This window comes from Mesorhizobium sp. ORM8.1 (assembly GCF_053005525.2).
Window position 1 is genome coordinate 485654 of the sequence record NZ_CM132600.1, and the last position, 26178, is coordinate 511831.

Below are 26178 nucleotides of genomic sequence, written 5' to 3' on the forward strand. Positions count from 1 at the left end.
GCGATTGGACGCAGCTGCGGGCTTGACTATTTTCCGATGGCGGCTACAAGGCAGCGCTCGCGGCACATAGCCGTCGGCTTCGCGCGTTACCAGACGCACCTGCTGGGGAATAGGTTAACGGTAGACCCACGGACTCTGACTCCGTTAGTCCTGGTTCGAATCCAGGTTCCCCAGCCAAGCATTCCACAACAAATACACGGCCTGGTGGGCAATTTTGACCTCTTTCGATTTTGCATCGTTATGCTTGTGCGAAAGGTTCTGCACGATGCCGCGTCATGCCCACCGATAGCCGGTACATTCTCGAAAGCGCCGCCCGAGGATGCGTGATGCTTTCCGAGGGCGAGTTCGTCATCGACAGGCTGGTGAAATATCTCGGCAACGGGAGGATCCGCTGGCACATCGAATTCCGTGGGCATCGCATCGAGTTGACGACGGGCCAGATCAAGAAGCAGCCTGCCTTGCGTAGGAAGATACTCGAACAGGCCGGCGTGCTGCCACCCCAGCGTACCGGTGTCGACTACCGGCGATGGGCGCTCGAACTGAGGAAGAATGCCATCGAGCTTCCCTGGCGCGATAGACCGGTCGATGCCGGTTTCGCCATCGACAGGCTGGCCAGCCACGGGGATGGGCGCTGGACAGTCGAATACCAAGGCAAGGCCATCAAATTCACGACGACCAAACTGCGCAGGCAAGTCAGCTTCCGCAAACGCATGCTGGCTAAGGCCAAGGTGTTGCCGCCCGAGTTGGCCCCGCCTGCCTATCGCAAGTGGATGGACTGGCTGATGCAAAACGCGACCGAGGCTCTGCCGCCGGCCGGCGAAGTCTCGATGACCGAAAAAAGTTGGCTTGACGACCTGCCGGAGCTGGCCGGCTGGCAAGATGAAGCGCTGCCGGAAGGGACCGACTAGGTCCGTAACCAGAACAAGAGCCTCTAAAACGTTCGTATGCGAACGGTTTCATCGTTGTTTGCAAGGCTTCCGTCCAGTTTGGCTTTCCGCATGCACAGTTGCCGTTTCGAAACAAATGCGCGCTCAACCGGCATCAAGCCGAAACACAATCGCGGCAAAACCGTCGTCGACCGGCATGACCGGAATTTAAGCAAAGGAAACTTTGAAATGTCCAAGATTCTTCGCAATACATTTCTCGCAGTTGTTGCCGTTGCTGGCCTGACCGGCTCGGCTTACGCTCAGAGCGCGGCCGTCAATTCGTGCAGCAACCATGACAGTTACTGGAGCCAGTGCCTGGGCGCCGCGAACAATGGCCACAGTGACCGCGGAAGCGATCGTCGTTAAATCTGCAAGTTCCGTTGGGGAAGAGCCTCGCAGGCATCTCGCCGGCGAGGCTCTTTGCGTTCGGTCAGCCGTTCGGATAATAGCCGCCGTCGGCGCCGTCGCCGATATAGGTTCCCTGGCCGGTGGCACGCTGAAGCCGCTGATCCAGCTCATTGATCTGCCCCAGCTTCGAACGACTCGAAGTCGACGCCGTGCGCTGAATGGTGTCCGCCTGCAGCATCAGATCGCGGGCTTGGGCCTGTGAGATCTTGCCGGCCTGCCTGGCCTCAATGATACCCTGCTTCACTCCGGCCAACTGATCCAACGCCGCTTTGGCTGCCGGGTCCGCAGGCACCGATGCCGTCGTCATGGTGTCGACCGCCCTGTGGTGACGGTGCACCGCATAGGCGCTTGAAAGCGGTATAGCCGCGAAGATCGATGCGGCCGCTATGATTTTTGGTATGAAAGAGCGCATGATGACATCTCCCTACGATGGGGAAACGATAGAATCGCTTCTCCGAAAATGGGGCCGTCTGGTCGCGTCGTGTCGCGGTGTAGGCCATTCATCGCCGGCGGTACTCGGCCCGCAAAGAGATGTAAGAAACTGCCCGGCCGTTGACATGACGAGGCACGCAAACGTTATCGGAAGTGATCGGGCGTTGAATCGTGGCTGCGCCTAAAGGCAGGTCCTTCCGCAAAGCTTGCGAGCTTCAGGTCAGGTCCGCCACCGAACTGTTCAAATCATGGCGACCTTTGCCACTTGCGGCGCGCAATTCGCCGAGCGCCATGTCGCGCATCACCCGCTCGTCGAGCAGCATCTCCTGCTCGGCGTCGGAGCCCCAGTCGAATGCCGCGGCCGACGACGACGTCGGCTGCTGAAATAGCAACGCCGCCGTTGTATTCTATCGAATATATTGAGAGGCCGAGAGCGCTCGACTACCGGAACTCGCTCAGGGACAAATTGACGTCATTGCACAGATTGCTGCAGAGGGCCTGAAGGGACTCGGGGTCTATACCTATCCTGCGGGCACGTGCGAACGCTTCTTTCGCCTCCGTGGACTTGTTGGCTTTTATGTAGTCGGAGGATTTCACCAGCCATGCGATCGTCACCAGCGAACGGCTCCAGCCGGAGGGTTTTTACTGAGTGCGTGCTGGAGGATATTTGCCAGGACATGTGTTTGGAGCCGCCCTCGGTAGCAAAGGCGGCGAATAGATGGCCACGTTATGCCGCTCTTCAGCCGCGACCGACGACCAGCTTAAGCGAGCAGTCGATTCCGATGACGCCGTAATTGGCGTCGCCGGCGCTGCCGTCACTGTGTCCCAAAGCCAAGGGCCGCTCCTCCTGAAAGACGAAGCGGCCCTGGCATCGTTCGATGACCGGTTTTTAACAGCCGGCTATTCAGCCGCCTCATAGCCGGCGATGCCCTTGATCTCGAGGAAATCCTCCAGGCCATATTCGGCGTATTCGCGGCCGTTGCCGGACTGCTTGTAGCCGCCGAAAGGCAGGCCGGCATCCCAGGTCGGATAGTTGATGTAGACATTGCCGGAACGCATGCGGGCAGCCACGTCGCGCGCCTTCTCGATGTCCTTGGCCTGGATGTAGGAGGCAAGGCCGTAGACCGTGTCGTTGGCCTGTTCGACCGCCTGCTCGACGCTGTCGTAAGGCATGATCGACAGCACCGGGCCAAAAATTTCCTCGCTGGCGATGCGCATGTCGTGCGTCACGTTGGCGAACACTGTCGGGCGGATGTAGTAGCCGCGGTTGAGTTCGGCCGGACGACCAGGGCCACCGGCGACCAGGGTGGCGCCCTCGTCGATGCCGCTCTGGATCAGATCCTGGATCTTATCGAACTGGATCTGGCTGACCACCGGGCCAAGCTTCGAGCCGGCCGCGTCAGCCGGACCGACGGTAAATTTCTCGGCCGCCGTCTTGGCGTAACCAGCCGCCTCGTCGTGACGGTCGCGCGGCACGAACATGCGGGTCGGCGCGTTGCAGGACTGGCCTGAGTTGCCGAAGCAGCCGGCGACGCCCTTGGTGACGGCCCTTTCGAGGTCGACATCCGGGAACAGGATGTTGGCCGACTTGCCGCCGAGTTCCTGATGTACGCGCTTGACGGTATCGGCGGCGGCCTTGGCGACCAGGATGCCAGCGCGGGTCGAACCGGTGAAGGACATCATATCGATGTCGGGATGGCTGGACAGCGCCTGGCCGACGCCCGGGCCGTCGCCGTTGACGAGATTGAAGACGCCCTTCGGCACGCCGGCCTCGTCGATGATCTCGGCGAAGATGATGGCGTCAAGCGGCGCGATCTCCGACGGCTTCAGCACCATGGTGCAGCCGGCGGCAAGTGCCGGACCGACCTTGCAGGTGATCTGGTTCAGCGGCCAATTCCACGGCGTGATCAGGCCGACAACGCCGATCGGCTCCTTGACGATGAGGGACGAGCCTTTGACATGGCGGAACTGGAAGCTCTTCAGCACTTCCGCCATCTTCTCCAGATGCGCCTGGCCGACGCCGACCTGGCTGTCCAGCGCGAACTGGCGCGGCGCGCCCATTTCGCGCGAGACGGCAAGCGCCAGATCCTTGCTGCGTTTCTTGTAGATTTCGATGATGCGGTTGAGGATGTCGAGGCGCTCCTCGACCGAGGTGAAGCCGAATGTATTAAAGGCGCGCTTGGCGGCGGCGACCGCTTTGTCGACATCGACCTTGGTGCCGAGCGAAATCTGCGCGAAAGCGTCCTCGTTGGACGGATCGATGACGTCGAAATTGTTCGGCACCACCGGATCGACCCAGGCGCCGTCAATATAGAACTGCAGATTGTGGGACATGGAATTCTTCCTCGTCGATATCTCTGATGTGGTGAGGTGCGATCGCCGGATCGTCGTATCGCCTCAGAGATAACGATGCGGCCATAGCGATGTCAAACGCAAGGGCGGGCGATTGAGCCAGGGGAACACCCCCGGCGGGCGCAGCTCATGCAGTGTGGTGCGTGACACTCGGCCACGCAGCCAGCAGTTCCCTGGTGTAGGCCTCGCGCGGCGCGCCGAACAGCGCCCCGACCTCGCCGCCCTCGACCACCTTGCCCGCCCGCATGACGACGGCGTTCTCGGCGATCAGGCGCACGACCGCGAGATTGTGGCTGATGACGACCAGCGTGATGTTGTCGGAGCGACGGATGTCCTGCAACAAATTGAGCAGGTCACCCTGCACCGAGACGTCGAGCCCGGCGGTCGGCTCGTCGGCAATCAGGATCGAGGGCTTCATCAAAAGCGCACGGGCAATCGCCACCCGCCGCGCCTGCCCGCCGCTGATCTCGTGCGGGTATTTGTCGACGACGCTTGCCGGCAGCCCGAGCCGCTTGAGGATCACGGCCAGGCGTTCATGAGTTGCCGCATACGGCTCCTTCAGCACCGTGCCGACCTCGTTCATCAAGGTGCGTATGCGGCTGCGCGGCGACAGCGAGGCGGCCGGGTCCTGGAAGATCGGCTGGATGAAACTGGCGCGCCGTTTCAGCGCCGCGCGGCCATGGCCTAGCGGATTGCCGAGAATACGTATCTCACCCGCGTCGAGCCACTGCAGCCCGAGCACCGCGCGCATCAGCGTCGTCTTGCCGGAGCCGGATTCGCCGACGATGCCAAAACATGTGCCTTGCGGGATCGACAGCGAAACGCCGTCCAGCGCCGCCGTCTGGCCGAAGCGCAGCTGCGCGTCGTGAATAGAGATCGCGTCGGTCATGGCGTCGCCAACCGCAGGCAGCGGGCGCCATGCGAAGCGCTTCCGGCGACGGCGTAGTCGCCGGGAACGATTTTTGCGCAATCCTCGAATGAGACATCGCAGCGGCCTTTGAAGATGCAACCCGGCGGACGCCGGCGCGGGTCAGGCAACTCTCCAGCGATAACGGTGAAGCGGTTTTGCGCCGCATCGGGGTCGCGCTCGCGATCGATCGGCACCTCGCAGTCGAACAGCATGCGGGTGTAAGGGTGGCCGGGCTGACGCTGGACGTCGCGCACCGTGCCGCTTTCCAACCGCTCGCCGGCATAAAGCACCGAGATCCGGTCGCAATGCTCGGTGACCAGTCCCAGGCTGTGCGTGATCAGAAGCACCGCGCAGCCGATGCGGTCGCGCAGGCCGATGATCTCGCGCATGATCTGCGCCTCGACGGTGACATCGAGCGCCGTCGTCGGTTCGTCGGCGATCAGCAGCGCCGGCTCCGACAGAAGCGCCATGGCGATCACCACGCGCTGGCGCATGCCGCCGGACAGTTCGTGCGGGTACTGCTGCATCCGCTGCTTCGGATTGCTGAGCTTGACCTTGGCGAGCGCATCCTCGGCCTGTGCTGCCCGGGTCTTGCGGTCGCTGCCAGGCGAACGCCGGCGCAGCACTTCTATGAGCTGGGTGCCGATGGTGAAGACCGGATTGAGCGACAGCATCGGATCCTGGAAGATCATCGCCATGCCGCGGCCGCGCAACGATGCCGTGGCGTTGGGCCTGGTCAGGTCGAACTGCCTGCCCTCGATGGTGGCGGTGCCCGACGTCACCCTGGCATTGGCGGCGAGCAGGCCCATCAGCGCGAAAGCAACGGTGGATTTGCCGCTGCCGGATTCACCGACAAGGCCCAGCATCTCGCCCTTCTGGATGTCCAGCGAGACATCGCGCAAAGCATGCGCGGCGCCGATCGGCAAATTGTAGTCGACCGAAAGATTGCGCAGCGAAATCGTCATCAGCGCGCCCCCGCCGACTTGGGATCGATGACACGCCGCAGCGCCTCGCCAAGCAAGGTCGCGCCAAGTGTCGCGACGGCCAGTACGAGGGCTGCCGTGATCGTCGGCCACCACGACTGGTTGATCGACACGAAGCCGTCCTTGATCAGCGTGCCGAGCGATGATTTCGGCGGCTGCACGCCGAAGCCGAGGAACGACAAGGATGCCTCGAAGGCGATGACGACCGGCAGGTTCATGCTGGCCAGAACGATGATCGGCCCGGCGACATTGGGCAAAAAGTGGCGCACGATAATGGTCCCTGGATGGACCGCCAGCATGCGCTCGGCCTCGATGAAGCTCAGATTGCGCAAGGTGCGCGCCCGGGCCCGCGCCATGCGACCGAATTGCGGGATGAAGACGACCGTGACCAGAAGCACGAAGGTGGCCGATCCCTTGCCGTAAAGCGCGATCAGCGCGAAGGCCAGGATCAGTGGCGGGAAGGCGTTGACGATGTCGAACACCGCCGTCACCGCGCGGTCGACCCAGCCGCCGGCGATGCCGGCGACGATGCCGATCAGCGAGCCGATGGTCGAGGAGATGACGACGATCATCACCGCAAGCGTCAGCGCATAGCGCGTGCCGACCGACGTGCGCGCGAACAGATCGCGGCCGAGATTGTCGGTGCCGAGCAGATGCGCGATGCCAGGTGCCGCGAAGCGCGCCTTGATGTCGAGCACGTTCGGGTCGGGGCTGACCAACGGCCCGACGAGCGCGAACACGAGGATAATGATGGTGAAGGCAAGGCCGAGCCGGCCGTCGCGTTCCGAACAGATGCGCCGCAGCGCCCACATCGCCTCACTCATCCGCGGCCCGCCGCGACGCGCGGGTCGAGCAGCGCGTTGACCATGTCGACCACCAGGTTGGCGAGGATATAGAAGGCGACGATGAAGATGACGCAGGCCTGCACGACGGGATAGTTGCGCTGCGCGATCGAGTTGAAGATCAGGCTGCCGATGCCGGTGCGCGCGAAGATGATCTCGACCACCACCGAACTGCCGATCAGGTCGCCAAGCCCGATGCCGAGGATCGACACCACCGGCACCAGCGCGAGCTTGAGCGCGAACAGCCCGACAATGCGATATTCGGAAACGCCGTAGGCGCGCAGCGTGCGCACATGGAGTTCGGCGAGCGTGTCGAGGAGTGCTGCCCGCACCAGCCGCGAGATGTAGCCGATCCAGCCCAGCGCCAGCGCCACCGAGGGCAGGATGAGATGCTGCAGGCGGTCGACGATATCGCCTGGATTGCCGGCGCCCGCCACCGGCAGCCAATGCAGGCCGATGGCGAAGATCAGGAACAGCACGACCGAGACGACCAGTGTCGGGGTGGTGATGAAGGAAATCGACAGCAGCGCCAGGCCGCTGTCGAGCCATGATCCCGGCCTCAGCGCCGCGATGATCCCAATCGGGATGCCGACGAGAAGCGCCAGCGCCAGCGCGCTGAAGGCCAGCGCCAGCGTGTTGGGAATGACCTCGAGCACGAGTTCGAGGATCGGCCGGTGCGAGACGACGTCCTCACCGAAATTGCCGGTCGCAGCGCGGCTGACGAACAGCCAGAGCTGCTCGACAAAACTGCGGTCGAGGCCCATGTCATGCACGATCTGGGCGCGCAATTGCGGCGTGGCGCGCGGGCCGAGCATCACCGAGGCAAAATCGCCCGGAACCAGGCGCACCATGAGGAACAGGAGCAGCGTGGCGCCGACGATGGTCAGCGCCATGGAGCCAAGCCGCGTCGCGATGAAGGCGGCTGTCCGTTGCGTTCTGGTCATGCGGCTCCCCGTCCGAGGCGTTGCCGAGCTCAAGCCTTGTCGAAAAACTCGAACTGCCAGTCCTTGCCGTTGGGCAGGAATACCGGCTTCAGCCAGGCCGCGTCGACGAAGAAGTTGCGGCCATGCGTGATCCAGATGCAGGACGCCGATTCATCGAGCAGTTTCTGCATGTTGATGTAGATCTCCTCGCGCTTGGCTTTATCCAGCGTCTCCAGCCCTTCCTGGTGCAGCTTGTCGAATTCCGGGCTGTTCCAGCGCTGCCAATTCCACAGGCCGATCTGGCTGGCGAGGAACCACTGCGTCTGGAAGCTCGGGTCGAATTTCGACGTGTAGGGAATGAGCGTCAGCTCGAGGTCCTTGCTGGCATTGTCGGCGCCGAGCGCCCAATAGGCGCCGGAATCCATGGCGTTGATGTTGATGGTGATGCCGACCTCGGCGAGATTGGCCTGAACGATCTGGGCGACCGCCAACGAAGTGGCGTCGTTGAGGCAGGTGAAGGTGAAGGCAAGGTTGGATTTGCCGGCCTCGCTCAGCAATTGCTGCGCCTTGGCCACATCGCGGTTGTAGAGCGGCGCATCGGCCCAGTTGCCGAGCAGCCCAGGCGCCAGCAGCGTTTTGGCACGCGAGGTGGCGCCGGAATAGGCGCCCTGGATGATGGCGTCGACATCCACCGCCCAGCGGATCGCCTGGCGCACCTTGAGATCGGCCAAATCGCCCTTTTCGACATTGATGCCGATCCAGGTGTAGTCGATGCCAGGGATGTCGATGACCTTGGTGTCCGGCAGGCCCTTGGCGGTGCCAAGCTGGTCGGCATCGAAGGCGGTGAAGTCTAGTTCCTTGGCCTGATAGGACAGGAACGCGGTCTTGTGCTCGGGGATGATCTTGCCGGTGATCTCCTCGAAATGCGCCTTGTACGGGCCTTTGTAATCGGGGTTGGCGGCGAGCACGAACTGCTCCTTCGGCCGCCATTCCTTGAGCACCATCGGACCGGAGCCGATCAGCGTCGTGGCGATCTTGTCGCCAAGCTGCTCGGTGGCCTTCTTCGACAGGATCGCGCCGGAGGCATCGCAGATGCCGATCAGCCAAAGTGCTGCCGACGGATGCTTGAGGATTAGCTTTCCAGTGTATTTGCCGGTGACCTCGACCGACTTCAGCGCTTCCAGATCGTCGGCATAGGTGAGCTTCTTGCCGTTCGCGTCGCCGTTGATGTAGCGGTCATAGGTGAACTTGACATCGTCGGCCGTCATCTCGCCGAAGCCGCCGGTGAACATCTGGCCCGGATTGAGCTCGAAATCGAACTCGGTGTCGGAGATCTGCTTGATGTCCTTGGCCGCGTCGTTGGTCCAACTGGTCTTGCCCGGTTCGAAGCGGACAAGTGTCTGGCAGACGGCGCGGATGATATTGCCCTCGGTGGTGCCGACGCGGTTACCGGGGTCGAGATTGCCGATGTCGGTGTCGAGAGCGATGACCGGATTGGTCCTGTCGGCGGCAAGGGCAAAGCGGGCATAAGGCAGCAGCGCCAATGCCGACGAGCCGGCCAGGAAGGTTCTGCGATCGAGTTTCATGCGCATTCTTGTTCCCCATTTTTGTTGGTTATACGCCTGTCGGTTACATGCAGTCGCGCGGAATGACCTCGTCGTAATTGCGTTCGGCGAAGATCACGCCGCGCTCGTAAGCCTTGACCCAGCCGCGGGCATAGAAATTGTCGCGGTCGCAGTTGAAGCTGATTTCGCAGTCGACGCGCGCGTTCCAATCCGGCCGGATGAACTCCTCGTGGCAGGTCACTGTGGTGGCGCAGCTCGTCGGGTCGTTGTCCGTTATGCCGTAGACCTTACGACGCCATGACGTGATCTCGGTGCCAGTCTCCTCTATCGCGAAGCGCCCGTCATCCGACATCGCCGTCAGCTCGGTGCGCTCGGTCGGCAGATCGGTCGCCAGCGAACGCAATTGCCGCGCCTCCTCCTTGACCGTCACCGGGCGGGGCTCGGCCCACAGCGGCTCCTTGAAGGTCACCGGAACAAGCCCTTCTTCGCTCGCCAGCACCGCTAGGTCGAGCCGGCAGCCGGCCGGATCGAAGGTCAGCATCGTGCGCTCGGGCGACGGCCAGGCCATCGGCCAATAGGACGAAGAGATCGCCACGCGCAGCCTGTGTCCGGCCGGCACGATCTGCGCCACCGGCTTCAACGACAGTTCGGTATCCTCGAAGTATCCCGGCGTCAGCGGCGTCGGGAATTCATGGCTTTCGCGATGCGTGAGGTTGAGCAGCGCGAAGGTGATGAGGGCCGAGGTACCGTCGGGCGCCAGGTCGGTCAGCCTGACGCAGATCTGCGCCTGCGGCTTGTCGGCGGCGACGCGCAGCCTGATTTTCGAAATGCCGGTCAGCGACAGGTCGCTTTCCATGACGGCGCTGTCGAAGCACAGCGAACCGCCGTCGTCGGCGCGCTGGTCACGCGCGCCTTCAGCCGAAATGCGGCCCTGGCCATAGGGGCACCACTCCTGCCCCTGTACGCCGGTGGTCAGCGGCGATGAAATCACCGGCCGGATGCCGCCGGCATCCTGCATCTCGCCAAGCTTGCCGTCGCCGTTCAGCCAGAAGGTCCTGGCCCCAACCTGCCTTGCAGGCCATTGCGGCAGGCCGAGCCACCGCCCCGGCCTGAAATCCATATGCGAATGTGGACTGGCATGGTCCATCAGGTAAAGCCGCATGTCGGGATCGCGCTCGACACCGTTGTCGATGCCTTTCAACCAGTGATCGTACCAGCGGATGCATTCCTGCAAATAACCAACGGCTGGTCCAGGCATGCCATAATTCGGCTCCTTGTGGCCCCAGGGACCGCAAATGCCCTTGGCCGGCGCCTTGAGGTTCTCGACCAGGCTGAAGATCGTCTGCGTGTAACCGTCGAGATAGCCGCCGACCGTCAGCACCGCGCATTCTATGGCCGAGAAATCCTCGCAGACCGAACCCTGTTTCCAGAACGCATCGCGGCGCTGATGCTTCAGCCATTGCGCCGCGTGGTTCTTGTGATGGTCCAGCCTTGCCTTCCACATCTCGCGCCAGCGACCCTCGCCGACCACGGCCGGATCCGGCGGCAGCGCCGAATAGCCGAACAGTGCACCGCCCCAACCGAAATTGTCGTTGATCAACAGGCCGCCATTATAATGCGCGTCGCAGGCGTAGCGATCGTCGGTCGAGCATGAAGTGACGATCGCCTTCAGTTGCGGCGGGCGACGGGCAGCCACCTGCAGGCCGCTGAAGCCGCCCCAGCTGTTGCCGATCATGCCGGCGACGCCGCTGCACCAGGGCTGCGAGCAGAGATTGTCGAGGATTTCCAGCGCGTCGTCCTGCTCGCGCCTGACATATTCATCGTCGAGCAGGCCGTCGGAATCGCCCATGCCGGCGATGTCGACCCGGGCGCCGGCATATCCATGGCCGGCAAAGAAAAGATGCATCTCCTCGTCGCCGCTGCGCGTGCCGTCGCGGCGGCGATAAGGTATGTATTCCAGGATCACGGGGACGGGGTTTTCCTCGGCGTCTTCCGGCAGGAACAAGCGGGCGGCCAGCTTGCGGCCGTCGCGAAGCGGAATCCAGTGGGTTTCGACTGTTCTGACCCCGGAAATAACGACGCTGGGCATGAGAACTCCGGCTTGGATTGAACGATGATATAATATATTGAATGACCAATCAATATTACCAATGCGAAGGCAATGCAATGGCGAAACGATCGATCAAGGCGATGCGGCGCGACGAGCTGATGGACGCGGCGATCGCCATCATTGGCGAGGAAGGCATGGCGAACGCGACTATGGCTGTTATCGCACGGCGCGCAGGCATGTCGGCCGGGCTGGTCAACCATTATTTCGACAGCAAGGAAGAGCTGATCGCGCTCGCCATGCGCAACGTCTCGAACCTGTTTCGCCAGGATATCATGCGCCTGGCGCCGGCCAATCCGACGCCGGCGCAACGGTTGAAGGCCATCGTCGACGGATCCTTCGTGCCGCAGCATCTGGGCGCGCCCAAGCGCGCCGCGACATGGATGCAGTTCATGATCGCCGCGCAGACCGAACCGCGTATCAAGCACCTTTATCATCTGACCGGCGCGCGCTTCGTCTCCAACATCCGCTTCGCCGTCCGGCAGCTGGTGCCGGCCGACAAGGTCGATGACATTGTCGACGGTATCGCGGCGCTGATCGACGGCTTCTTCTGGCAGAGCGCCGGCGAATATGAGGCTGAGGACGCCGAGCGGGCGCGCAGGATCTGCTGGCGCTATGTCTGCCTGCTGATCCCTGGCATCGAAGGACAGCCGGCCGATCGGGCAACGCAAAACTAATCGTTCGTAAAAATCGATCGTTATGACTAGAATAATTCGTTAGAAAGATTGGTTCTGGAATGGCATTTCACGCGTGAACGTGCCCGGAGAATTGAATTGTCTTTCCTGCCCGCCACCGCGAACGATCTTCCAAACAGCCTGAATTCGGCCAAGTCCGGGAGCAATCGCCCCGCCCTCGCTTCGGTCTCGACCAGCGTCGTGCCGGGTCTCGTGCTGGTGGCCATGATCACCAGCGTCGCCTATTCGGCGCGCAGCTTCTCCGGCCTCACGCTGTTCAGCCCGATGATCCTCGCCGTCGTTGTCGGCATGGTCTATTCCAACGTGCTCGGCCTGCCCGCCCATGCCAAGGCCGGCATCGCATTCTCGCAAAAGCGCCTTTTGCGCTTCGCCATCGTGCTGCTCGGCTTCCAGCTGACGCTCGGCCAGGTGGCGGGCATCGGCTTCAGCGGTGTCGGCATTGTCGCCGCCACGCTCGGGGCCACCTTCCTGTTCACCGTAACGCTTGGCCGACTCATCGGTGTCGACCGCAAGCTGGCGCAGTTGATCGCCGCCGGCACCTCTATCTGCGGCGCTTCGGCGATCGTGGCCACCAACATCGCCACAGAAGCGCGGGATGAAGATGTCACCTACGCCGTCGCGTCGATCACGCTGTTCGGCACCGTCGCCATGCTCGGCTTCCCGCTGCTGGCGCCTGTCCTTGGGCTCGACCAGCATGCATTCGGCCTGTGGGCCGGCGCTTCGATCCATGAAGTGGCGCAGGTGATCGGCGCCGGTTTCCAGAACGGCACACTCTCCGGCGAGACCGCCACAGTCGCCAAGCTGACGCGCGTTGCGATGCTGGCGCCGATGGTCATTGCGCTCGGCCTGATGGCGCGCCGCGGCAGCACCGATGCTTCCGCCGCCAAGCCGCCGATGCCCTGGTTCGTCGCGGCCTTCGTGGCGATCGTGGCGCTGAACAGCCTCGTCGACATCCCGGCGCCGATCCACTCGGCGGTCGCCTTGGCCGCGCAGATCCTGCTGACCATGGGTCTCGCCGCGATGGGCCTTCAGGCCGACATCTCGCAGCTGCGCTCGCGCGGCCTGCGCCCGCTGCTGCTGGCCTTCTCGGCTTTCATCTTCATCGGCTGCTTCAGTCTGTTGCTGGTCAAGTTCGCCTAAGGCGGCCGAGAGTTTCTACCTGGCCGTGCCGATGCCGGCCAGGACCCGGATGATCCGGGCGCTGACCCGATCACGATCGAGCACGTCCTCGATCGCGATCGAGGTCGCGCGCTTCGTCCCGATCCGCTGATCTGCACATCGAAACTGCAACCGAACGCCACCGCCAGCCGGCTGGAGCCGAAAGCGTTCGACTACGGAGATTTCGATGAAATTCATCATCCGCTTATGCATCATCCTTGCATCCATGGCGCTGGCCCAGCACGCGGCATACGCCGATGTCGGTGTTCGTCAGTTGCCGGCGCCATCAAAGGAGCGCGGCGGCGATCTCGACGTGACGGTCTGGTATCCGGCACAGGCGGGCGGCGAGCCGGTCGTGCTCGGCGACAGTCCGCTTTTCACCGGAACGTCGGCCATGCGCGATGCGCCGATTGCCGACGGGAAGTATCCACTGATCCTGCTTTCGCACGGCGCCGGCCTGGCCGGCACCCCGCAAGCGCTGAGCTGGATCGCAACGCCTTTGGCCGAACACGGCTTCATCGTTGCCGCTCCCACCCATCCGGGCAATGGCGGCAAAAACAGGTCGGCGGCCGAGACGATGAAGCTCTGGCTGCGGCCCGCCGATCTCACGGCAACGCTCGATGCAATGGGCAAGGACGGATTCTTCCAGGATCATCTGGAGCAAGGCCGGATCGGTGTGCTCGGGCTTTCGATGGGCGGCAACACCGCGCTCTCGATCGCCGGCGCGCGCGTCGACCCGAAGCTGCTCGCGGGCTACTGCGACAACGACACGCTCAACGCCTCGCTGTGCGGATGGGTCAGGCAGAGCGGCGTCGACCTTCATGCCATGGACATGCGATTGGCCGGCCGCGACAACAGAGATCCGCGCATCCACTTCGCAATGGCGATCGATCCGGCGCCGTCCGACGTCTTCGATGTCAAAAGCTTCGCGGCGATCAAGATTCCGGTCGACATCGTCAATCTCGGTCGTCCAGGAAAAATCCCCGTGACGGCCGATGCCTCGGGGTCGCCAAGGCGATCTCAGGGTCCAGCTACGCCACGATCAAGGATGCCAGCCACTACAGCATGTTCGGCGAATGCAAGCCGGGTGCAGCAGCCCTCATCGTCTCGCAGGAGATAGGCGACCCGGTTTGCGACGATGGCGGCGGGCGATCCCGCGCGGCGATCCACGCGCAGCTGATCGGCATGGCGACGGCGGCGTTCGACCGGGCGCTGAAGGCCGGAGAGTAAAACCTCGCGACCTCAGTCCTCGAAGGAGGTCGCCGCGACATAGATGGCGGCGAGTGTCTCGATCCCGGCCTGGTCTTCCTTGTCGAAGCGGCCAGGCGTCGGGCTGTCGAGGTCGAGCACACCGAACGCGCCTTCCGCATCGCGCAGAAGCACCACCAGCTCCGAGCGCGAGTCGGCATCGCAAGCGATGTGCCCGGCGAATTCATGCACGTCCTTGACCAGCATCGACATGTCGAGGTCGATCGCCGTGCCGCACACGCCCTTGCCGACCGCGATGCGCACACAGGCCGGCTTGCCCTGGAAGGGTCCGAGCACCAGTTCCTCGTCGGAGGCGAGGAAATAAAAACCCGCCCAGTTGAGGTCGGGCACCATCTGATAGATCAACGCCGCCGTGTTGGCGGCGTTGGCGATGGAGTCCCCTCGCCCTCGAGCAGTGCTTTAAGTTGTGCCGCCAATTCCTTGTAGAAGGCCGGCTTGTCCTTGGTGTCGATCGCGGTTGCCGCAAACATCCTGGTGTCTCCGTTGCAAGCCGGCCGGCTGGCCAGCTACAGTTTGCGTTCTCTCTGCCACCAATGCTGCGCCCGGGAAATACACAATCGTGAATGCCACCCTTGCCACCCGAAAACGCGACCACGCACAGCCGGCCGCCAGCGAGGCGCCCCTCACCTTCGCCGTGCTTGTCTTTCCAGGCTTCCCGATGATGGCGTTCTCGTCCGTCATCGAGCCGCTGCGCGCCGCCAATGTGCTGGCCACGCGCGAATGCTATCGCTGGGTGATCGTCGGTGCCGATGAGGGCACGGTCGAGGCTTCCAATGGCGTCGTCATCCAGCCTGGCTTTAGCGCTTCCGACGCGCCCAAGGTCGACCGCATCGTCGTCTGCTCTGGCGGCGATGCCGATCATGTCGTGGCCGACGAAGCGATGAACTGGATCCGAAAAAGCCTGCGCGGCGGTGCCCATATCGGCGCAGTGGCCGATGCGGCCTTCTTCCTCGCCCGCGCCGGTCTGCTCGACGGCCACGCCTGCACCTTGCATTGGACGAGCCAGGCCGCCTTCACCGAAGCGTTCCCGGAGATCGAGCTTCGGCGCGATCTCTTCGTCATCGACCGCAAACGCTTCACCTCGGCCGGCGGCGTCGGCAGCCTCGACATGATGCTGGAGATCATCACTCGGGACTACGGCGCGGAGCTCGCCGCCGGCGTCGCCGAATGGTTCGTGCACAGCCAATTGCGCTCCAGCGTCGATCGCAAGCTGATGCCGCTGAGATTGCGCACCGGCGTCCAGAACGAACTGGTGCTGTCGGCTATCGCCATCATGGAGGACGCGGTCGAGGAGCGGCTCGGCATGGCGGAACTGACCGCGCGGCTTGGCGTGTCGTCCGACAAACTCGAACGCAGCTTCCGCTCCGAACTCGCCATCTCGCCCAACGGCTACTACCGACGGCTCAGGTTGAAGCGCGCCGCCGACCTGCTGGCGCATTCGACACTGGCGGTGCGCGACGTGGCGCTGGCCTGCGGGTTCGCTTCGATGTCGAGCTTTGCCCGGGCGTTCAGGGAGGAGCATGGGCATCCGCCGAAACTGGCGCGACGGCATTAGGACCAGAATTGGCTGATTGCAGCCAACGGCTGAACTGGGTGGAGGGCGGACGTAAATTTCCCTGACGCGACTTCCCTCCATCAGCGCGGGAAACGGGTCCAGTTCGGATCCTTAATCTTCATTCTGACCATGCGCAATAGATCGTCCCTATCTCCCTTTGTTGCTTTAAATGGAATGTCGAAATTCAAGCTAATATCAACGCATGTAACGATGTATTCTTCTTCGTCAGATCTCGTTTTCTTGTCAAGCAATCGCAAGATCCATCTATTGATCTCTATATGGTCTTCCCTATGTACATCGTCTCTCATCGCGATGTGACCACCGTCGACCCATTCTTTTCTCAGGCCTCTCATTTGTTCTTCGCTTCGCCGGTCCATCCCGCCAATCTCCGAGTGCTTAACCACTTTATCAAAGGTATTGAATTCGCTGGCAATAGGACAACTTGCGGCGCGGCGCATGTCCATCGGCCAACACGCCCCCGTCGATTGCTAGATTTCCGCTTCAGATCGAACTCCGCCGTTCGTGTTGATCGGTTTTAGTCGAGGTTGCGGCGGCATCTCGCACAACAGACGCGGTTTTCCGCACAATGCTCTTGAACCGTCTGCGCCATGGTCTGATCTCGCAATCCAACAAGGCTAGGCACTGATGAGCATCGTCGTATTCGACCCCGACAGCACCGAAGACGTCGACTTCAAGGATCGCATGCGCCACCCCGCCGCGGCCGACCCTGCCGGCGGCATGTGGCTGTCCGATACCGAGCCGTCCTTCATCGATGCCGACGCGCTTCGCAAGGGCCGACTCGCCAAGTTGCGCGCCTGGATGCGCGAGGCGGGCTATGGCGGCATCGTTTTGTTCGACCCTTACAATCAGCGCTACGCCACCGGCTCGCGCAACATGTTCGGCTATTTCCTGCGCAACTCGACGCGGTATTTCTTCATCCCGACCGAAGGGCCGGTCGTGCTGTTCGAATATCCGCAGAGCTACCATGTCTCGATGGTGCTCGACACGATCGACGAGGCGCGGCCGTCGAAGCTGGTCTGGTCATCGGTGTCGGGTCGCGACGACGAGACCGCCGGCCCCTTCGCCGACGAGATCACCGAGTTGCTGAAGCAGCATGGCGGCGGCTCGATGAAGCTCGGCCTCGACCGCTGCAGCCATCTGCAGGCGTTGGCGCTCGAAAAGCGCGGCTGCGACGTGAAGGACTGCCAGGGCGAGATTCTCGCCGTGCGCGCGGTGAAGACGTCGGAGGAAGTAAAATGCCTGCTGGCGTCGATGGCCGGCGCTGAGGCTGCGGTGGCCGCGGTGCGCGAGGCGATCAAGCCCGGCGTCTCCGAGAACGAGCTGTTCGCCATCATGTATGGCGAGGTGATCCGCCAGGGCGGCGAGTTCATCGAGACCAGGCTGCTCACCTCCGGGCAGCGCACCAACCCGTGGTTCAACGAAGCCAGCGGCCGCAAGATCCGGCCGGGCGAATTGCTGGCGCTCGATACCGACACGATCGGCTGCTACGGCTATTATTCCGACTTCTCGCGCACCTTCCGCTGCGGTCCGGGCCGGCCGACGCCCTACCAGAAGTCGCTCTACCGCATGGCGCACGACCAGGTGCAGCACAACATTTCGATCGTGAAGCCCGGCATGGCGTTCCGCGAGATCGCGGAGAAGGCCTGGAAAATCCCGGACCGCTTCGTCGACCAGCGCTACACGTCGGTGATGCATGGCGTCGGCATGCATGGCGAGACGCCGTTTATCGCCCATGCGATGGATTACGCGACCTATGGCCGCGACGGCGTCATCGTGCCCGGCATGGTGGTCAGCGTCGAAAGCTATATCGGCGAGAAAGGCGGCCGCGAGGGCGTCAAGCTGGAGGACGAGATCCTGATCACCGAGACCGGCACCGAGCTGCTGTCGCGCTTCCCCTATGAGGATGAATTTTTGGAGCCGCAGGTTTGATGCCGATATCCACTCTTGGCTCGGGTGCAGTATCGCAAACCATGGTGAGTAGCTGCAGCGCTTGCGCCATCGTCATCCTAGGGCGAAGCAAGGAGCGCAGCGACGCGGCGCAGACCCTAGGATCCATGCCGGGACTCCCGAGCGCCGCAACGGTGCAAATTCTGCTCCGCTGTGTTACTTGGCCAACGTCACGGCATGGATCCTCGGGTCTCCGCGACGGAGCTTCGCTCCTGCTTCGCCCGTGGATGACGAAGCTGGGGAGGCAACGGCCAATCACCACCGTTTGCGCCGATTCGCTGAACGGAGCGGTGTTGGCGGCCACACACACAGGCGCATCCGCATGAAAACCCCTGTCTCCATCCGGCGCGGCACGGTGGCCGCGGTGTTCATCGATCTCCAGGAGGAGCACCGCCGGGACAAGCGCTATCTGGTCGAGGGCTTTGGCGACATCCTCGCCAACGTCCGGCGCCTGCAGGAGGCGGCGCGGCGCAACTTCGTGCCGCTCCATCACTGGGCCTATATCGTCGACCTTGCCGAGGCGCGGCCCTTTCATCCATTGGACAACACCGGCAAGTCGGCCTTCTCCGACAAGGATGATCCGCTGACGGCGATCTGCCATGAGGTCGGCCCCAAGGACGGCGAAGCCATGCTGGTCAAGCAGGAAGCGAGCGCCTTCGGCAGGAACGACTTCGCCGATAAACTCAAGGCGTCCGGCATCGAATGGCTGGTCATTGCCGGCGTGTGGACTGAGGCCTGCATCGACGCCACGGTGAAGGATGCGGTGGCGCGCGGATTTCGCGTGCTCCTGGTGAAAGATGCCTGCGGCAGCGGTAGCGCGGCCATGCACCAGACCGGCATCCTCAACCTCGCCAACCGGCTTTATGGCGGCGCCGTCACCAACACGCTCGACGCCTGCCGGCTGATGGCGGGCGACACTGTCAATGTGTGGCAGGTCGAAGGCTCGGTGCCGCTGCGTTTCACCTTCGAGAACGCGGAGCGGCTCTACAACGAGCTCTGACCGAGGGCGGATTTATGGGCACGGTCCACAAGTTCAAGACAGCCGGACGCGGGAAATACGCCACCCGGCTCGACCCGGCGCTGTGGGACTATATCGACCGGGTCAACAGCGTTTATCCGCCCGAAATCGGCGAGCTGCCGATTGCCGAGCAACGGACCGTCTACGATGCGATGTGCCGGGCCTTCCATCTGCACTGTCCCAAAGGGGTCACCGCCAACGACGGCATATTCGCCGCGGAAGGTCGCGCCGTTCCGGTGCGCCACTACCGTATGACGGGCAAAGTGGCGCGCGCGCTTGTCGTCTATTATCACGGCGGCGGCTTCGTGCTCGGCGACCTTAACAGCCACGACGACATCTGCGCCGAAATCTGCGCCGGGACCGGCTTCGACGTCGTGTCCGGCGACTACCGGCTGGCGCCGGAGCATTTGCATCCGGCTGCTTTCGACGATGCGCTTGCGATCTTCGAAAGCGCGGCGGCGATGACAAGCCTGCCGATCGTGCTGTGCGGCGAAAGCGCCGGCGGCAACTTGGCCGCCGCGGTGGCGCAGGCGACACGGCACCATCCTCGCCATGCCGTCGGCCAGATGCTGATCTACCCCGGCCTCGGCGGCGACGGGACCGGGCGCTCCTATGTCGAGCATGCCGAGGCGCCGCTGCTGACGCTTGCCGATATCGACTTCTATCGCCGCATCCGTTCAACACCAGGACAGCCTCCCGACGATCCCACTTTCTCGCCGCTCAAGGACCGCGATTTCTCCGGCCTGCCGCCGACAGTAATCGTCACCGCCGAATGCGATCCACTGTCGTGCGATGGCGAGGCCTATCGCGATTGCATTCTCGCCGCCGGCGGCCGCGCCGTGTGGCGCGAAGAACCACGGCTGGTGCACAGTTTTCTGCGCGCCCGCATGACCGTGCGCCGCGCGGCGGAGGCGTTTGCGGCGATTATTGGCGATATTGCAAAGCTGGGAGCCAGCGATGAAGCGCCAATCTCCCCCCTCGTGGGGGAGATGCCGGTCCACCCTCCGTAGCTGCAGCGCAGCTGCTGCGAAGGACGGGCAGGCCAGAGGGGGGCGCGAAGGATCGCTAGCCTTGAGATCGTCATCCTAGGGCGAAGCAAGGAGCGAAGCGACGCGCGCAGACCCTAGGATCCATGCCGTGACGCTAAGGTGTTGCAACGACTACAGAATTCTGCACCGCTGCGCTTATGGTGGAGGTCACGGCATGGATCCTCGGGTCAAGCCCGAGGATGACGAAGCGCGGAAGGTTCAGCCCCAAGCTGATATGCCGGCGGGACAGCGTCCCCCTCTGCCCTGCCCGTCCTCCGCAGCAGCTGCGCCGCAGCTACGGAGGGTGGACCGGGCTTCTCCCCACAAGCGGAGAGATTGGCTGTACCCCTGCGGAACCGCGCACAAGAATTGCGGAAATCCAAACATTTCGCCGCGGAAAGCGGACCTATCATCCTTCCACAGGCAACGGCGCTCTGGCGGTCGTATCCGCCCCCGCGCCTGACGGCGGCCGGGGCGTTCGTTGTCTTTTGTGCCTATCGCCGGCCCTGCGCACTGCGCTGGCAGACCTTGAGCGACAGGTACCAACAAAAGAGGGAACGACGATGAAATTCATGCTGACCGACAGAAAACTGCACCCGCGCGCCAAGCCGATTGCCGACGATTTCAAGAAGGGCGCGATCAGCCGGCGCGAATATCTGGCGCTGATGGCCGGCTTCGGCGTCAGCGCCGCCGGCGCGCTGGCGCTGGGTGGGCTGGCGCCCTCGCCTGCGCGCGCCGAAGAGCCGAAGCGCGGCGGCACGCTGCGCGTCGCCATGAACGTCAAGGGCTTTAAAGATCCGCGTACTTTCGACGGCGTCGAGATGTCGAATGTCGCGCGCCACTGCAATGAATATCTGGTGCGCTGGAACACCGACTTTTCCTTCGAGCCGTGGCTGCTGGAAAGCTGGGAAACCAGCGACGATGCGAAAACGGTCACGCTCCATGTCCGCAAAGGCATCACCTGGTCGAATGGCGATACCTTCAACGCCGACGACGTGATCCACAACCTCAACCGCTGGTGCGACGCATCGGTCGCCGGCAATTCGGTCGCGGCGCGCATGGGCGCGCTGGTCAATGCCGACACCAAGAAAGCGGTCGATGGCGGCATCCAGAAAGTCGACGACCACACGATCAAGATCAACCTGCCGAAGCCCGACATCTCGCTGATCGCCGGCATGGCCGACTATCCGGCGCTGATCATGCATCGCTCCTATGACGGCGACGCCGACCCGAAGAAGGCGCTCGCCATCACCACCGGTCCCTGCGAGCTGGTGAGCTGGGACGCCGAGACGGGCGCGGAGGTGAAGCGCAAGGACAAGCCGTGGTGGAAGGGCGAGTTCTATCTCGACGGCATCAAATGGGTCGACTACGGCTCCGATCCCAACGCCATGCTGTCGGCCTTCGAATCCGGTGAGATCGATACCGACCACGAGACGGCTTCCGACGCCGTGTCGCAGACCGATAAGATGGGTTTGCAGAATTCCGAGATCGCCACCGGTTCGACCATCGTTGCCCGCTTCAATGTCGCCAACGCGCCCTATGACGACGTCAAGGTGCGCCGCGCCGCCCAGCTTGCCGTCGACAATGCGGCGGTGCTCAAGCTTGGCCTCGACGGCCGGGGCAAGCCCGCCGACAACCATCACGTCGGTCCGATGCATCCGGAATTCGCCGACATCGGACCGGCCAAGCGCGACGTCGACCAGGCAAAGAAGCTGATCTCGGAAGCCGGCAAGGCCGACCACGAATATGAGCTGATCTCGGTCGATATCGAATGGCAGAAAAGCACCGCCGACGCGATCGCCGCGCAGATCCGCGAGGCGGGCCTCAAGATCAAGCGCACCGTGCTGCCGGCCGCGACTTTCTGGAACGACTGGGCCAAGTTCCCCTATTCCTGCACCGAATGGCTCGGACGCCCGCTTGGCGTCCAGGTGCTGGCTTTGGCCTACAAGTCGGGCGGCGCCTGGAACGAAAGCGCCTATGCCAACAAGGAGTTCGACGAACTTCTCGACAAGGCGCTGGCAACGCCCGATGCCGCCCAGCGCAAGGAGATCATGGCCAAGATCGAGACGAATTTGCGCGATAGCGGCATCATCATCCAGCCCTACTGGCGTTCGGTCTACCGCACTTACCGCAAGGGCGTGCATGGCTGCGTGCAGCACCAGGCGCTCGAGCAGCATTTCGAGACGGTGTGGTTGGAGTCCTGATCCTCCCAGGGCGCCGTCGGCCGGCTCGGTTCGACGAGCCGCGCCGGCCGACTATCGATCTTGCCGCAAGCGTGAAGCCTCAGCGGCCTGTGGCGACGGACCGACCGACATCCGCTCGATGATCGTCGTAGGCAGCACGATCCTTTCGGGCGGACGGTCGTCGCCTTTCAGCCGGCGTATCAACAACTCCGCCACCGACTTTCCCAGCGCGTAGACAGGCTGGTCGATGACGGTGATCGGCGGCGTGGTCACGCTGGTCCAGTCGGCATCGTGGAAGGTGATCAGCGATATGTCGCGCGGGATGCCAAGGCCGCATTCCCGGATCGCCTTGAACAGGTCCAGCGCCACGACGCTGTCGGACGCCAGGATCGCCGTCGGCCGATCCTGGCTGCGCAGCAGGTCCTGCATGAAGGCGTGTGCGCCTTGCGACCGACCGCTGCCGAAATGGATGTTGCGTTCCGCCCCGTCCACGCCGGCCTCGCGGCAAGCATCGAGGAAGCCCAGGATGCGCTCGCGCACCGTCGAGGTGTTGATCCTCGAAGCGGCGCCGCGAAAGTCTCCGGACAACACCGCGGCGGTGACATAGGCGATCTTTCGGTGCCCAGCTTGCGTCAGGATGCGCGTGGCGCGCCAGGCAGCGTCGTGGTCATCGACGGTGACGGTATCGACATCGAGCTCCGGCAGCGCGCGGTCGAGCAGCGCGAGCGGACAGGCGATCTCCTTGAGATGACCGATCTCGCCCGACTGTGCCGGCGTCACGATCAGTCCGTCGACCTGCTTTGCCATCAGAACGCGTATCGCATTCTTCTCCGCTTCGACGTCTTCGCCGGAATTGGCGAGGATGACGTTGATGCCGGACAAGCGCGCCGCATCGCTGACGCCGCGCACGGCGAGCGAGAAGAACGGGTTCTCGATGTCGCCGACGACCACGCCGATGCTGCCCGAGCGGCCGGTCGTCATGCTGCGCGCCAGTTCGTTCGGCCGGTAGTCGAGCGCCTTCGCCGCCTCCAGCACAGCGGCGCGCACCGTCTTGCTCACCCGGCCATAGCCGCCGAGCACGCGAGCAGCCGTCGCCTTGGAGACCTTGGCCTCGCGGGCGACGTCGCTGACGGTGATGGAAGGAGCCTTGGGTGGGCGCTTCATTCTTGGAAAAGTCGCTTTCAAATTCGTTGACGGATGGTCGTTCCTATGCCTACAAATGTCAAGAGACCGGTCTCATTCACGCTTGAGACCGGTCTCATTAGAAGAAGAACGCCCGGAGGCGTCGCATCGGAAGCCCGTGTCGAAATTGTCCGCTGTGCAGTTTCAATGCCCAGCGCGCACCGATCTTCAGAGTGGAGAACAACCAATGAGCATCAAAGGTCTTTTCACAGCGAGCCGGCGGCAGAGCCTCGGCGCGCTCGTCTTCGCAATTGCGCTGGCAGCGCTGTCCTTGCCCAAGGCGTGGGCGGCGGACAATCCCTATAATCTCATCGATCCCAAAGTGATCAGCGTCGGCACGATGGGCGACGCCAAGCCCTATGCCTTCACCACCGCCGACGGCAAATTCACCGGCTTCGATCTCGAATTCTTCTTGAACGTCGTCGGCCGGATGGGCTTCAAGCCGGATCAGGTGACCTTCACCGGTCAGGATTTCTCGGCGCTGATGCCATCGGTCGCCAATCAGCGCTTCGATGTCGCCGTCGCGGCAATCGGAACCACGGAGAAGCGCAAGAAGACGGTCGATTTTTCCGACGGTTATCTCGCCGGCTACCTGTCGGTACTGACGTCCGACCCCAAGATCACCAGCGCCGAAGGCCTCGCCGGCAAGCGCCTTGGCGTCGTGCAGGGCACGCTGCAGGAAATCTATGCCACCAAGACCTTCACGAACACCGACCTGGTGAAATTCCCCGACAACAACTCGGCCATCGCCGCGCTCAACAACGGCACGATCGACGGTCATTTCCTCGATTATGAGGCGGCCAAACAATATGGCGAGCGCTATCCGGCCCTGAAGATCGCCATCAACATCCCGTCCTTCGACGCGCCGGCCGGCTTTGTCATACGCAAGGGCAACGACGCATTCCGCGAAGCGCTCAACAAGGGCATTCACGAAGCCATGCAGGACGGCACCTGGCGGGACCTCTACCAGAAATGGTTCCCCGGATCGCCGATGCCAGAGCAATATCTCCCCAAGAAGAACTGATCTGCGTCATGCCGCCGGCGCGAATGCCGGCGGCCTTTCTGGCAGGTGATGAGAGATCGCGCGGCCTTTGCCGCCGCGCAAGGCAGGTTGACGGATGGACTGGTTAGAGAACCTTCAGCGCAGTTTCTTCGACTGGGACGCGATGGCTGAGGTGCTGCCGTCGTTGCTCACCATTGGGCTAAAGAACACGTTGATCCTGGCCGCCGCCTCCACCGTGCTCGGCATCCTCATCGGCATGATCCTTGCGGTGATGGGCATCTCGCGCTCCGCCTGGCTGCGCATCCCGGCGCGCGTCTACACCGACGTCTTTCGCGGGCTGCCGGCGATCCTCACCATCCTTTTGATCGGCCAGGGCTTTGCCCGTATCGGCCGTGAGATATTCGGCCCCTCGCCCTACCCGCTCGGGATCCTGGCGCTCAGCCTGATCGCCGGCGCCTATATCGGCGAGATTTTCCGCTCGGGTATCCAGAGCGTCGAGAACAGTCAGATGGAAGCCTGCCGCGCGCTGTCCATGAGCTATGGCCAGGGCATGCGGCTGATCGTGATCCCGCAAGGCGTGCGCCGGGTGCTGCCTGCCCTGGTCAATCAGTTCATCGGCAACGTCAAGGATTCCAGCCTCGTGTACTTCCTCGGCCTGCTTGCCTCCGAACGCGAGATCTTCCGCATCGGCCAGGACCAGGCGGTGGTCACCGGCAATTTGTCACCACTGCTCGTGGCCGGCATGTTCTACCTCGTCATCACGGTGCCGCTGACGCATCTGGTCAACAGCATCGACAGCCGCCTGCGGCTCGGCAAGCAGAAGCCGGGCGGCGTGGTCAGCGGGCTCGTCGAGGTCGGCGAGTTGAAGGAAACCTCCGCCCTGGCGGCGCGACCAGCGATCAAGGCAGCCGGCCTCGAAGTCCGCGATCTCGACATGGCTTATGGCGAGTTGCAGGTGCTGAGGCAGATCCGGCTCAAGGTCGAGCCGGGAACCGTCACCTGCGTCATCGGCCCGTCGGGCTCGGGAAAATCGACGTTGCTGCGCTGCCTCAACCGGCTGGTCGAGCCCAAGGCGGGCGATGTCCTGCTCGACGGCGAAAGCATCCTGGCGATGAAGCCGGAAAAACTGCGCCGACGCGTCGGCATGGTCTTCCAGCATTTCAACCTATTCCCCAACCACACCGCGATCGAGAACGTCATGCTGGCGCTGACCAGGATCAAAGGCATGGCGGGCAGCCAGGCCAGGCGCACCGCTGAAGCGCGGCTTGCCGAGGTCGGCCTCGAGGCGCGCGCCGACTACCGGCCGAGCCGTCTTTCGGGCGGCCAGCAGCAGCGCGTGGCGATTGCGCGCGCGCTCGCCATGGACCCTGAAGTCATCCTGTTCGATGAGGTGACCAGCGCGCTCGACCCCGAACTCGTCAAGGGCGTGCTCAACCTGATGGCCGATCTCGGCCGGCGCGGCATGACGATGGTCGTCGTCACCCATGAAATGGGTTTTGCCCGCAAAGTGGCGGACCAGGTCGCCTTCATGGACGAAGGCCGCATCGTCGAGGTCGGCCCGCCGGCGGAAATCTTCGACAAGCCGAAGAGCCCACGACTCCGGCAATTCCTCGCCGAGGTGCTGTGACCGATGCCGCGGCGCCGACTTCAAAACCAACGATCCGATCATTG

At 63.2% G+C, this 26178-nt stretch carries 23 protein-coding genes, 1 tRNA gene and 2 pseudogenes; 13 read left to right on the plus strand and 13 right to left on the minus strand.

What is annotated here, in order from left to right:
* Nucleotides 1-103 precede the first annotated feature (103 nt).
* The 3 genes from ACVDG8_RS02535 to ACVDG8_RS02545 all read left to right on the plus strand — a co-directional run bounded on the left by ACVDG8_RS02535 (nt 104) and on the right by ACVDG8_RS02545 (nt 1292).
* Nucleotides 104-177 (plus strand) — tRNA-Gln (locus tag ACVDG8_RS02535).
* Between the two features lie 98 nt (nt 178-275).
* A complete protein-coding gene (locus tag ACVDG8_RS02540) occupies nt 276-908 on the plus strand; it encodes a hypothetical protein (protein WP_447253273.1) in 633 nt (210 codons plus the stop codon).
* Between the two features lie 78 nt (nt 909-986).
* Entirely contained in the window at nt 987-1292 is a 306-nt protein-coding gene (locus ACVDG8_RS02545) for a hypothetical protein (protein ID WP_455707517.1), read from the plus strand.
* A gap of 64 nt (nt 1293-1356) precedes the next feature.
* Here ACVDG8_RS02545 and ACVDG8_RS02550 read toward each other — a convergent pair whose 3' ends face one another.
* From ACVDG8_RS02550 to ACVDG8_RS02590, 9 genes are all read right to left on the minus strand, one after another.
* The gene (locus tag ACVDG8_RS02550; protein ID WP_447253275.1) at nt 1357-1641 is read right to left on the minus strand and encodes a hypothetical protein; all 285 of its coding nucleotides are present in this window, start codon (nt 1639-1641) and stop codon (nt 1357-1359) included.
* A gap of 340 nt (nt 1642-1981) precedes the next feature.
* Nucleotides 1982-2158 (minus strand): hypothetical protein, encoded by a 177-nt coding sequence (locus ACVDG8_RS02555; RefSeq protein ID WP_447253276.1) that lies wholly within the window; start codon nt 2156-2158, stop codon nt 1982-1984.
* Between the two features lie 508 nt (nt 2159-2666).
* Nucleotides 2667-4100 carry an aldehyde dehydrogenase family protein gene (locus ACVDG8_RS02560; RefSeq protein WP_447253277.1) on the minus strand — a complete coding sequence of 478 codons (1434 nt, stop codon included), beginning with the start codon at nt 4098-4100 and terminating at the stop codon, nt 2667-2669.
* Between the two features lie 145 nt (nt 4101-4245).
* Entirely contained in the window at nt 4246-5007 is a 762-nt protein-coding gene (locus ACVDG8_RS02565) for an ABC transporter ATP-binding protein (RefSeq protein ID WP_447253278.1), read from the minus strand.
* Entirely contained in the window at nt 5004-5993 is a 990-nt protein-coding gene (locus ACVDG8_RS02570; RefSeq protein ID WP_447253279.1) for an ABC transporter ATP-binding protein, read from the minus strand. The genes ACVDG8_RS02565 and ACVDG8_RS02570 overlap by 4 nt, the downstream gene beginning before the upstream one ends.
* Nucleotides 5993-6835: an ABC transporter permease gene (locus ACVDG8_RS02575; RefSeq protein ID WP_447253280.1), complete on the minus strand. Its 843-nt coding sequence runs from the start codon at nt 6833-6835 to the stop codon at nt 5993-5995. The genes ACVDG8_RS02570 and ACVDG8_RS02575 overlap by 1 nt, the downstream gene beginning before the upstream one ends.
* Nucleotides 6832-7797 carry an ABC transporter permease gene (locus ACVDG8_RS02580; protein WP_447253281.1) on the minus strand — a complete coding sequence of 322 codons (966 nt, stop codon included), beginning with the start codon at nt 7795-7797 and terminating at the stop codon, nt 6832-6834. Before ACVDG8_RS02580 ends, ACVDG8_RS02575 begins: the two co-directional genes overlap by 4 nt.
* A 29-nt stretch (nt 7798-7826) precedes the next feature.
* Complete coding sequence (locus ACVDG8_RS02585) at nt 7827-9368, minus strand: ABC transporter substrate-binding protein (RefSeq protein WP_447253282.1); 1542 nt, start codon at nt 9366-9368, stop codon at nt 7827-7829.
* A gap of 37 nt (nt 9369-9405) precedes the next feature.
* Nucleotides 9406-11430 carry a CocE/NonD family hydrolase gene (locus tag ACVDG8_RS02590; protein WP_447253283.1) on the minus strand — a complete coding sequence of 675 codons (2025 nt, stop codon included), beginning with the start codon at nt 11428-11430 and terminating at the stop codon, nt 9406-9408.
* Between the two features lie 77 nt (nt 11431-11507).
* Here ACVDG8_RS02590 and betI point away from each other — a divergent pair, with 77 nt between their 5' ends.
* A complete protein-coding gene (gene betI / locus ACVDG8_RS02595; protein ID WP_447253284.1) occupies nt 11508-12125 on the plus strand; it encodes a transcriptional regulator BetI in 618 nt (205 codons plus the stop codon).
* A 96-nt stretch (nt 12126-12221) separates the two neighbouring features.
* Complete coding sequence (locus ACVDG8_RS02600; RefSeq protein ID WP_447253285.1) at nt 12222-13283, plus strand: YeiH family protein; 1062 nt, start codon at nt 12222-12224, stop codon at nt 13281-13283.
* 15 nt (nt 13284-13298) lie between these two features.
* Here ACVDG8_RS02600 and ACVDG8_RS02605 read toward each other — a convergent pair whose 3' ends face one another.
* Nucleotides 13299-13502, minus strand: coding sequence for a hypothetical protein (locus ACVDG8_RS02605; protein ID WP_447253286.1), 204 nt, complete (start codon nt 13500-13502; stop codon nt 13299-13301).
* Between ACVDG8_RS02605 and ACVDG8_RS02610 the strand changes: the two are divergent.
* Nucleotides 13489-14531 (plus strand): annotated as a pseudogene (locus ACVDG8_RS02610) (alpha/beta hydrolase family protein). The gene ACVDG8_RS02605 and the pseudogene ACVDG8_RS02610 sit on opposite strands and share 14 nt — an antisense overlap.
* Nucleotides 14532-14543: 12 nt before the next feature.
* On the opposite strand, the pseudogene ACVDG8_RS02615 reads toward ACVDG8_RS02610, so the two are convergent.
* A pseudogene (locus tag ACVDG8_RS02615) lies at nt 14544-15040 on the minus strand (GAF domain-containing protein).
* Between the two features lie 188 nt (nt 15041-15228).
* On the opposite strand from ACVDG8_RS02615, the gene ACVDG8_RS02620 reads away from it, so the two are divergent.
* Nucleotides 15229-16125, plus strand: a complete 897-nt coding sequence (locus ACVDG8_RS02620; RefSeq protein WP_447257211.1) for a GlxA family transcriptional regulator — start codon at nt 15229-15231, stop codon at nt 16123-16125.
* Nucleotides 16126-16205: 80 nt separating this feature from the next.
* On the opposite strand, the gene ACVDG8_RS02625 is transcribed toward ACVDG8_RS02620, so the two are convergent.
* Nucleotides 16206-16589, minus strand: coding sequence for a hypothetical protein (locus ACVDG8_RS02625; protein WP_447253289.1), 384 nt, complete (start codon nt 16587-16589; stop codon nt 16206-16208).
* A 181-nt stretch (nt 16590-16770) separates the two neighbouring features.
* On the opposite strand from ACVDG8_RS02625, the gene ACVDG8_RS02630 reads away from it, so the two are divergent.
* From ACVDG8_RS02630 to ACVDG8_RS02645, 4 genes are all read left to right on the plus strand, one after another.
* Nucleotides 16771-18075: a M24 family metallopeptidase gene (locus ACVDG8_RS02630; protein WP_447253290.1), complete on the plus strand. Its 1305-nt coding sequence runs from the start codon at nt 16771-16773 to the stop codon at nt 18073-18075.
* 340 nt (nt 18076-18415) lie between these two features.
* Nucleotides 18416-19093, plus strand: coding sequence for an isochorismatase family protein (locus ACVDG8_RS02635; protein ID WP_447253291.1), 678 nt, complete (start codon nt 18416-18418; stop codon nt 19091-19093).
* Between the two features lie 14 nt (nt 19094-19107).
* Complete coding sequence (locus ACVDG8_RS02640) at nt 19108-20121, plus strand: alpha/beta hydrolase (RefSeq protein ID WP_447253292.1); 1014 nt, start codon at nt 19108-19110, stop codon at nt 20119-20121.
* A 581-nt stretch (nt 20122-20702) separates the two neighbouring features.
* Nucleotides 20703-22343, plus strand: a complete 1641-nt coding sequence (locus ACVDG8_RS02645; protein WP_447253293.1) for an ABC transporter substrate-binding protein — start codon at nt 20703-20705, stop codon at nt 22341-22343.
* 51 nt (nt 22344-22394) lie between these two features.
* Here the strand turns inward: ACVDG8_RS02645 and ACVDG8_RS02650 are convergent, their stop codons facing one another.
* A complete protein-coding gene (locus tag ACVDG8_RS02650) occupies nt 22395-23486 on the minus strand; it encodes a LacI family DNA-binding transcriptional regulator (protein WP_447253294.1) in 1092 nt (363 codons plus the stop codon).
* A 205-nt stretch (nt 23487-23691) separates the two neighbouring features.
* Here ACVDG8_RS02650 and ACVDG8_RS02655 point away from each other — a divergent pair, with 205 nt between their 5' ends.
* The gene (locus ACVDG8_RS02655) at nt 23692-24528 is read left to right on the plus strand and encodes an ABC transporter substrate-binding protein (protein ID WP_447253295.1); all 837 of its coding nucleotides are present in this window, start codon (nt 23692-23694) and stop codon (nt 24526-24528) included.
* A 94-nt stretch (nt 24529-24622) separates the two neighbouring features.
* Nucleotides 24623-26134 carry an amino acid ABC transporter permease/ATP-binding protein gene (locus ACVDG8_RS02660; protein WP_447253296.1) on the plus strand — a complete coding sequence of 504 codons (1512 nt, stop codon included), beginning with the start codon at nt 24623-24625 and terminating at the stop codon, nt 26132-26134.
* Nucleotides 26135-26178: the final 44 nt, after the last annotated feature.

What these genes read in the sequence shown, in the direction of transcription:
- ACVDG8_RS02575 (WP_447253280.1), bottom strand. Translation starts at nt 6,835, where the DNA reads ATGAGTGAGGCGATGTGGGCGCTGCGGCGCATCTGTTCGGAACGCGAC.
- ACVDG8_RS02620 (WP_447257211.1), top strand. Translation starts at nt 15,229, where the DNA reads ATGATGGCGTTCTCGTCCGTCATCGAGCCGCTGCGCGCCGCCAATGTG.
- ACVDG8_RS02640 (WP_447253292.1), top strand. Translation starts at nt 19,108, where the DNA reads ATGGGCACGGTCCACAAGTTCAAGACAGCCGGACGCGGGAAATACGCC.
- ACVDG8_RS02550 (WP_447253275.1), bottom strand. Translation starts at nt 1,641, where the DNA reads ATGACGACGGCATCGGTGCCTGCGGACCCGGCAGCCAAAGCGGCGTTG.
- ACVDG8_RS02605 (WP_447253286.1), bottom strand. Translation starts at nt 13,502, where the DNA reads ATGATGAATTTCATCGAAATCTCCGTAGTCGAACGCTTTCGGCTCCAG.
- ACVDG8_RS02635 (WP_447253291.1), top strand. Translation starts at nt 18,416, where the DNA reads ATGAAAACCCCTGTCTCCATCCGGCGCGGCACGGTGGCCGCGGTGTTC.
- ACVDG8_RS02660 (WP_447253296.1), top strand. Translation starts at nt 24,623, where the DNA reads ATGGACTGGTTAGAGAACCTTCAGCGCAGTTTCTTCGACTGGGACGCG.
- ACVDG8_RS02570 (WP_447253279.1), bottom strand. Translation starts at nt 5,993, where the DNA reads ATGACGATTTCGCTGCGCAATCTTTCGGTCGACTACAATTTGCCGATC.
- ACVDG8_RS02650 (WP_447253294.1), bottom strand. Translation starts at nt 23,486, where the DNA reads ATGAAGCGCCCACCCAAGGCTCCTTCCATCACCGTCAGCGACGTCGCC.
- ACVDG8_RS02585 (WP_447253282.1), bottom strand. Translation starts at nt 9,368, where the DNA reads ATGCGCATGAAACTCGATCGCAGAACCTTCCTGGCCGGCTCGTCGGCA.
- ACVDG8_RS02560 (WP_447253277.1), bottom strand. Translation starts at nt 4,100, where the DNA reads ATGTCCCACAATCTGCAGTTCTATATTGACGGCGCCTGGGTCGATCCG.
- ACVDG8_RS02645 (WP_447253293.1), top strand. Translation starts at nt 20,703, where the DNA reads ATGAAATTCATGCTGACCGACAGAAAACTGCACCCGCGCGCCAAGCCG.
- ACVDG8_RS02630 (WP_447253290.1), top strand. Translation starts at nt 16,771, where the DNA reads ATGAGCATCGTCGTATTCGACCCCGACAGCACCGAAGACGTCGACTTC.
- ACVDG8_RS02590 (WP_447253283.1), bottom strand. Translation starts at nt 11,430, where the DNA reads ATGCCCAGCGTCGTTATTTCCGGGGTCAGAACAGTCGAAACCCACTGG.
- ACVDG8_RS02565 (WP_447253278.1), bottom strand. Translation starts at nt 5,007, where the DNA reads ATGACCGACGCGATCTCTATTCACGACGCGCAGCTGCGCTTCGGCCAG.
- ACVDG8_RS02655 (WP_447253295.1), top strand. Translation starts at nt 23,692, where the DNA reads ATGAGCATCAAAGGTCTTTTCACAGCGAGCCGGCGGCAGAGCCTCGGC.
- betI (WP_447253284.1), top strand. Translation starts at nt 11,508, where the DNA reads ATGGCGAAACGATCGATCAAGGCGATGCGGCGCGACGAGCTGATGGAC.
- ACVDG8_RS02540 (WP_447253273.1), top strand. Translation starts at nt 276, where the DNA reads ATGCCCACCGATAGCCGGTACATTCTCGAAAGCGCCGCCCGAGGATGC.
- ACVDG8_RS02625 (WP_447253289.1), bottom strand. Translation starts at nt 16,589, where the DNA reads ATGGACATGCGCCGCGCCGCAAGTTGTCCTATTGCCAGCGAATTCAAT.
- ACVDG8_RS02580 (WP_447253281.1), bottom strand. Translation starts at nt 7,797, where the DNA reads ATGACCAGAACGCAACGGACAGCCGCCTTCATCGCGACGCGGCTTGGC.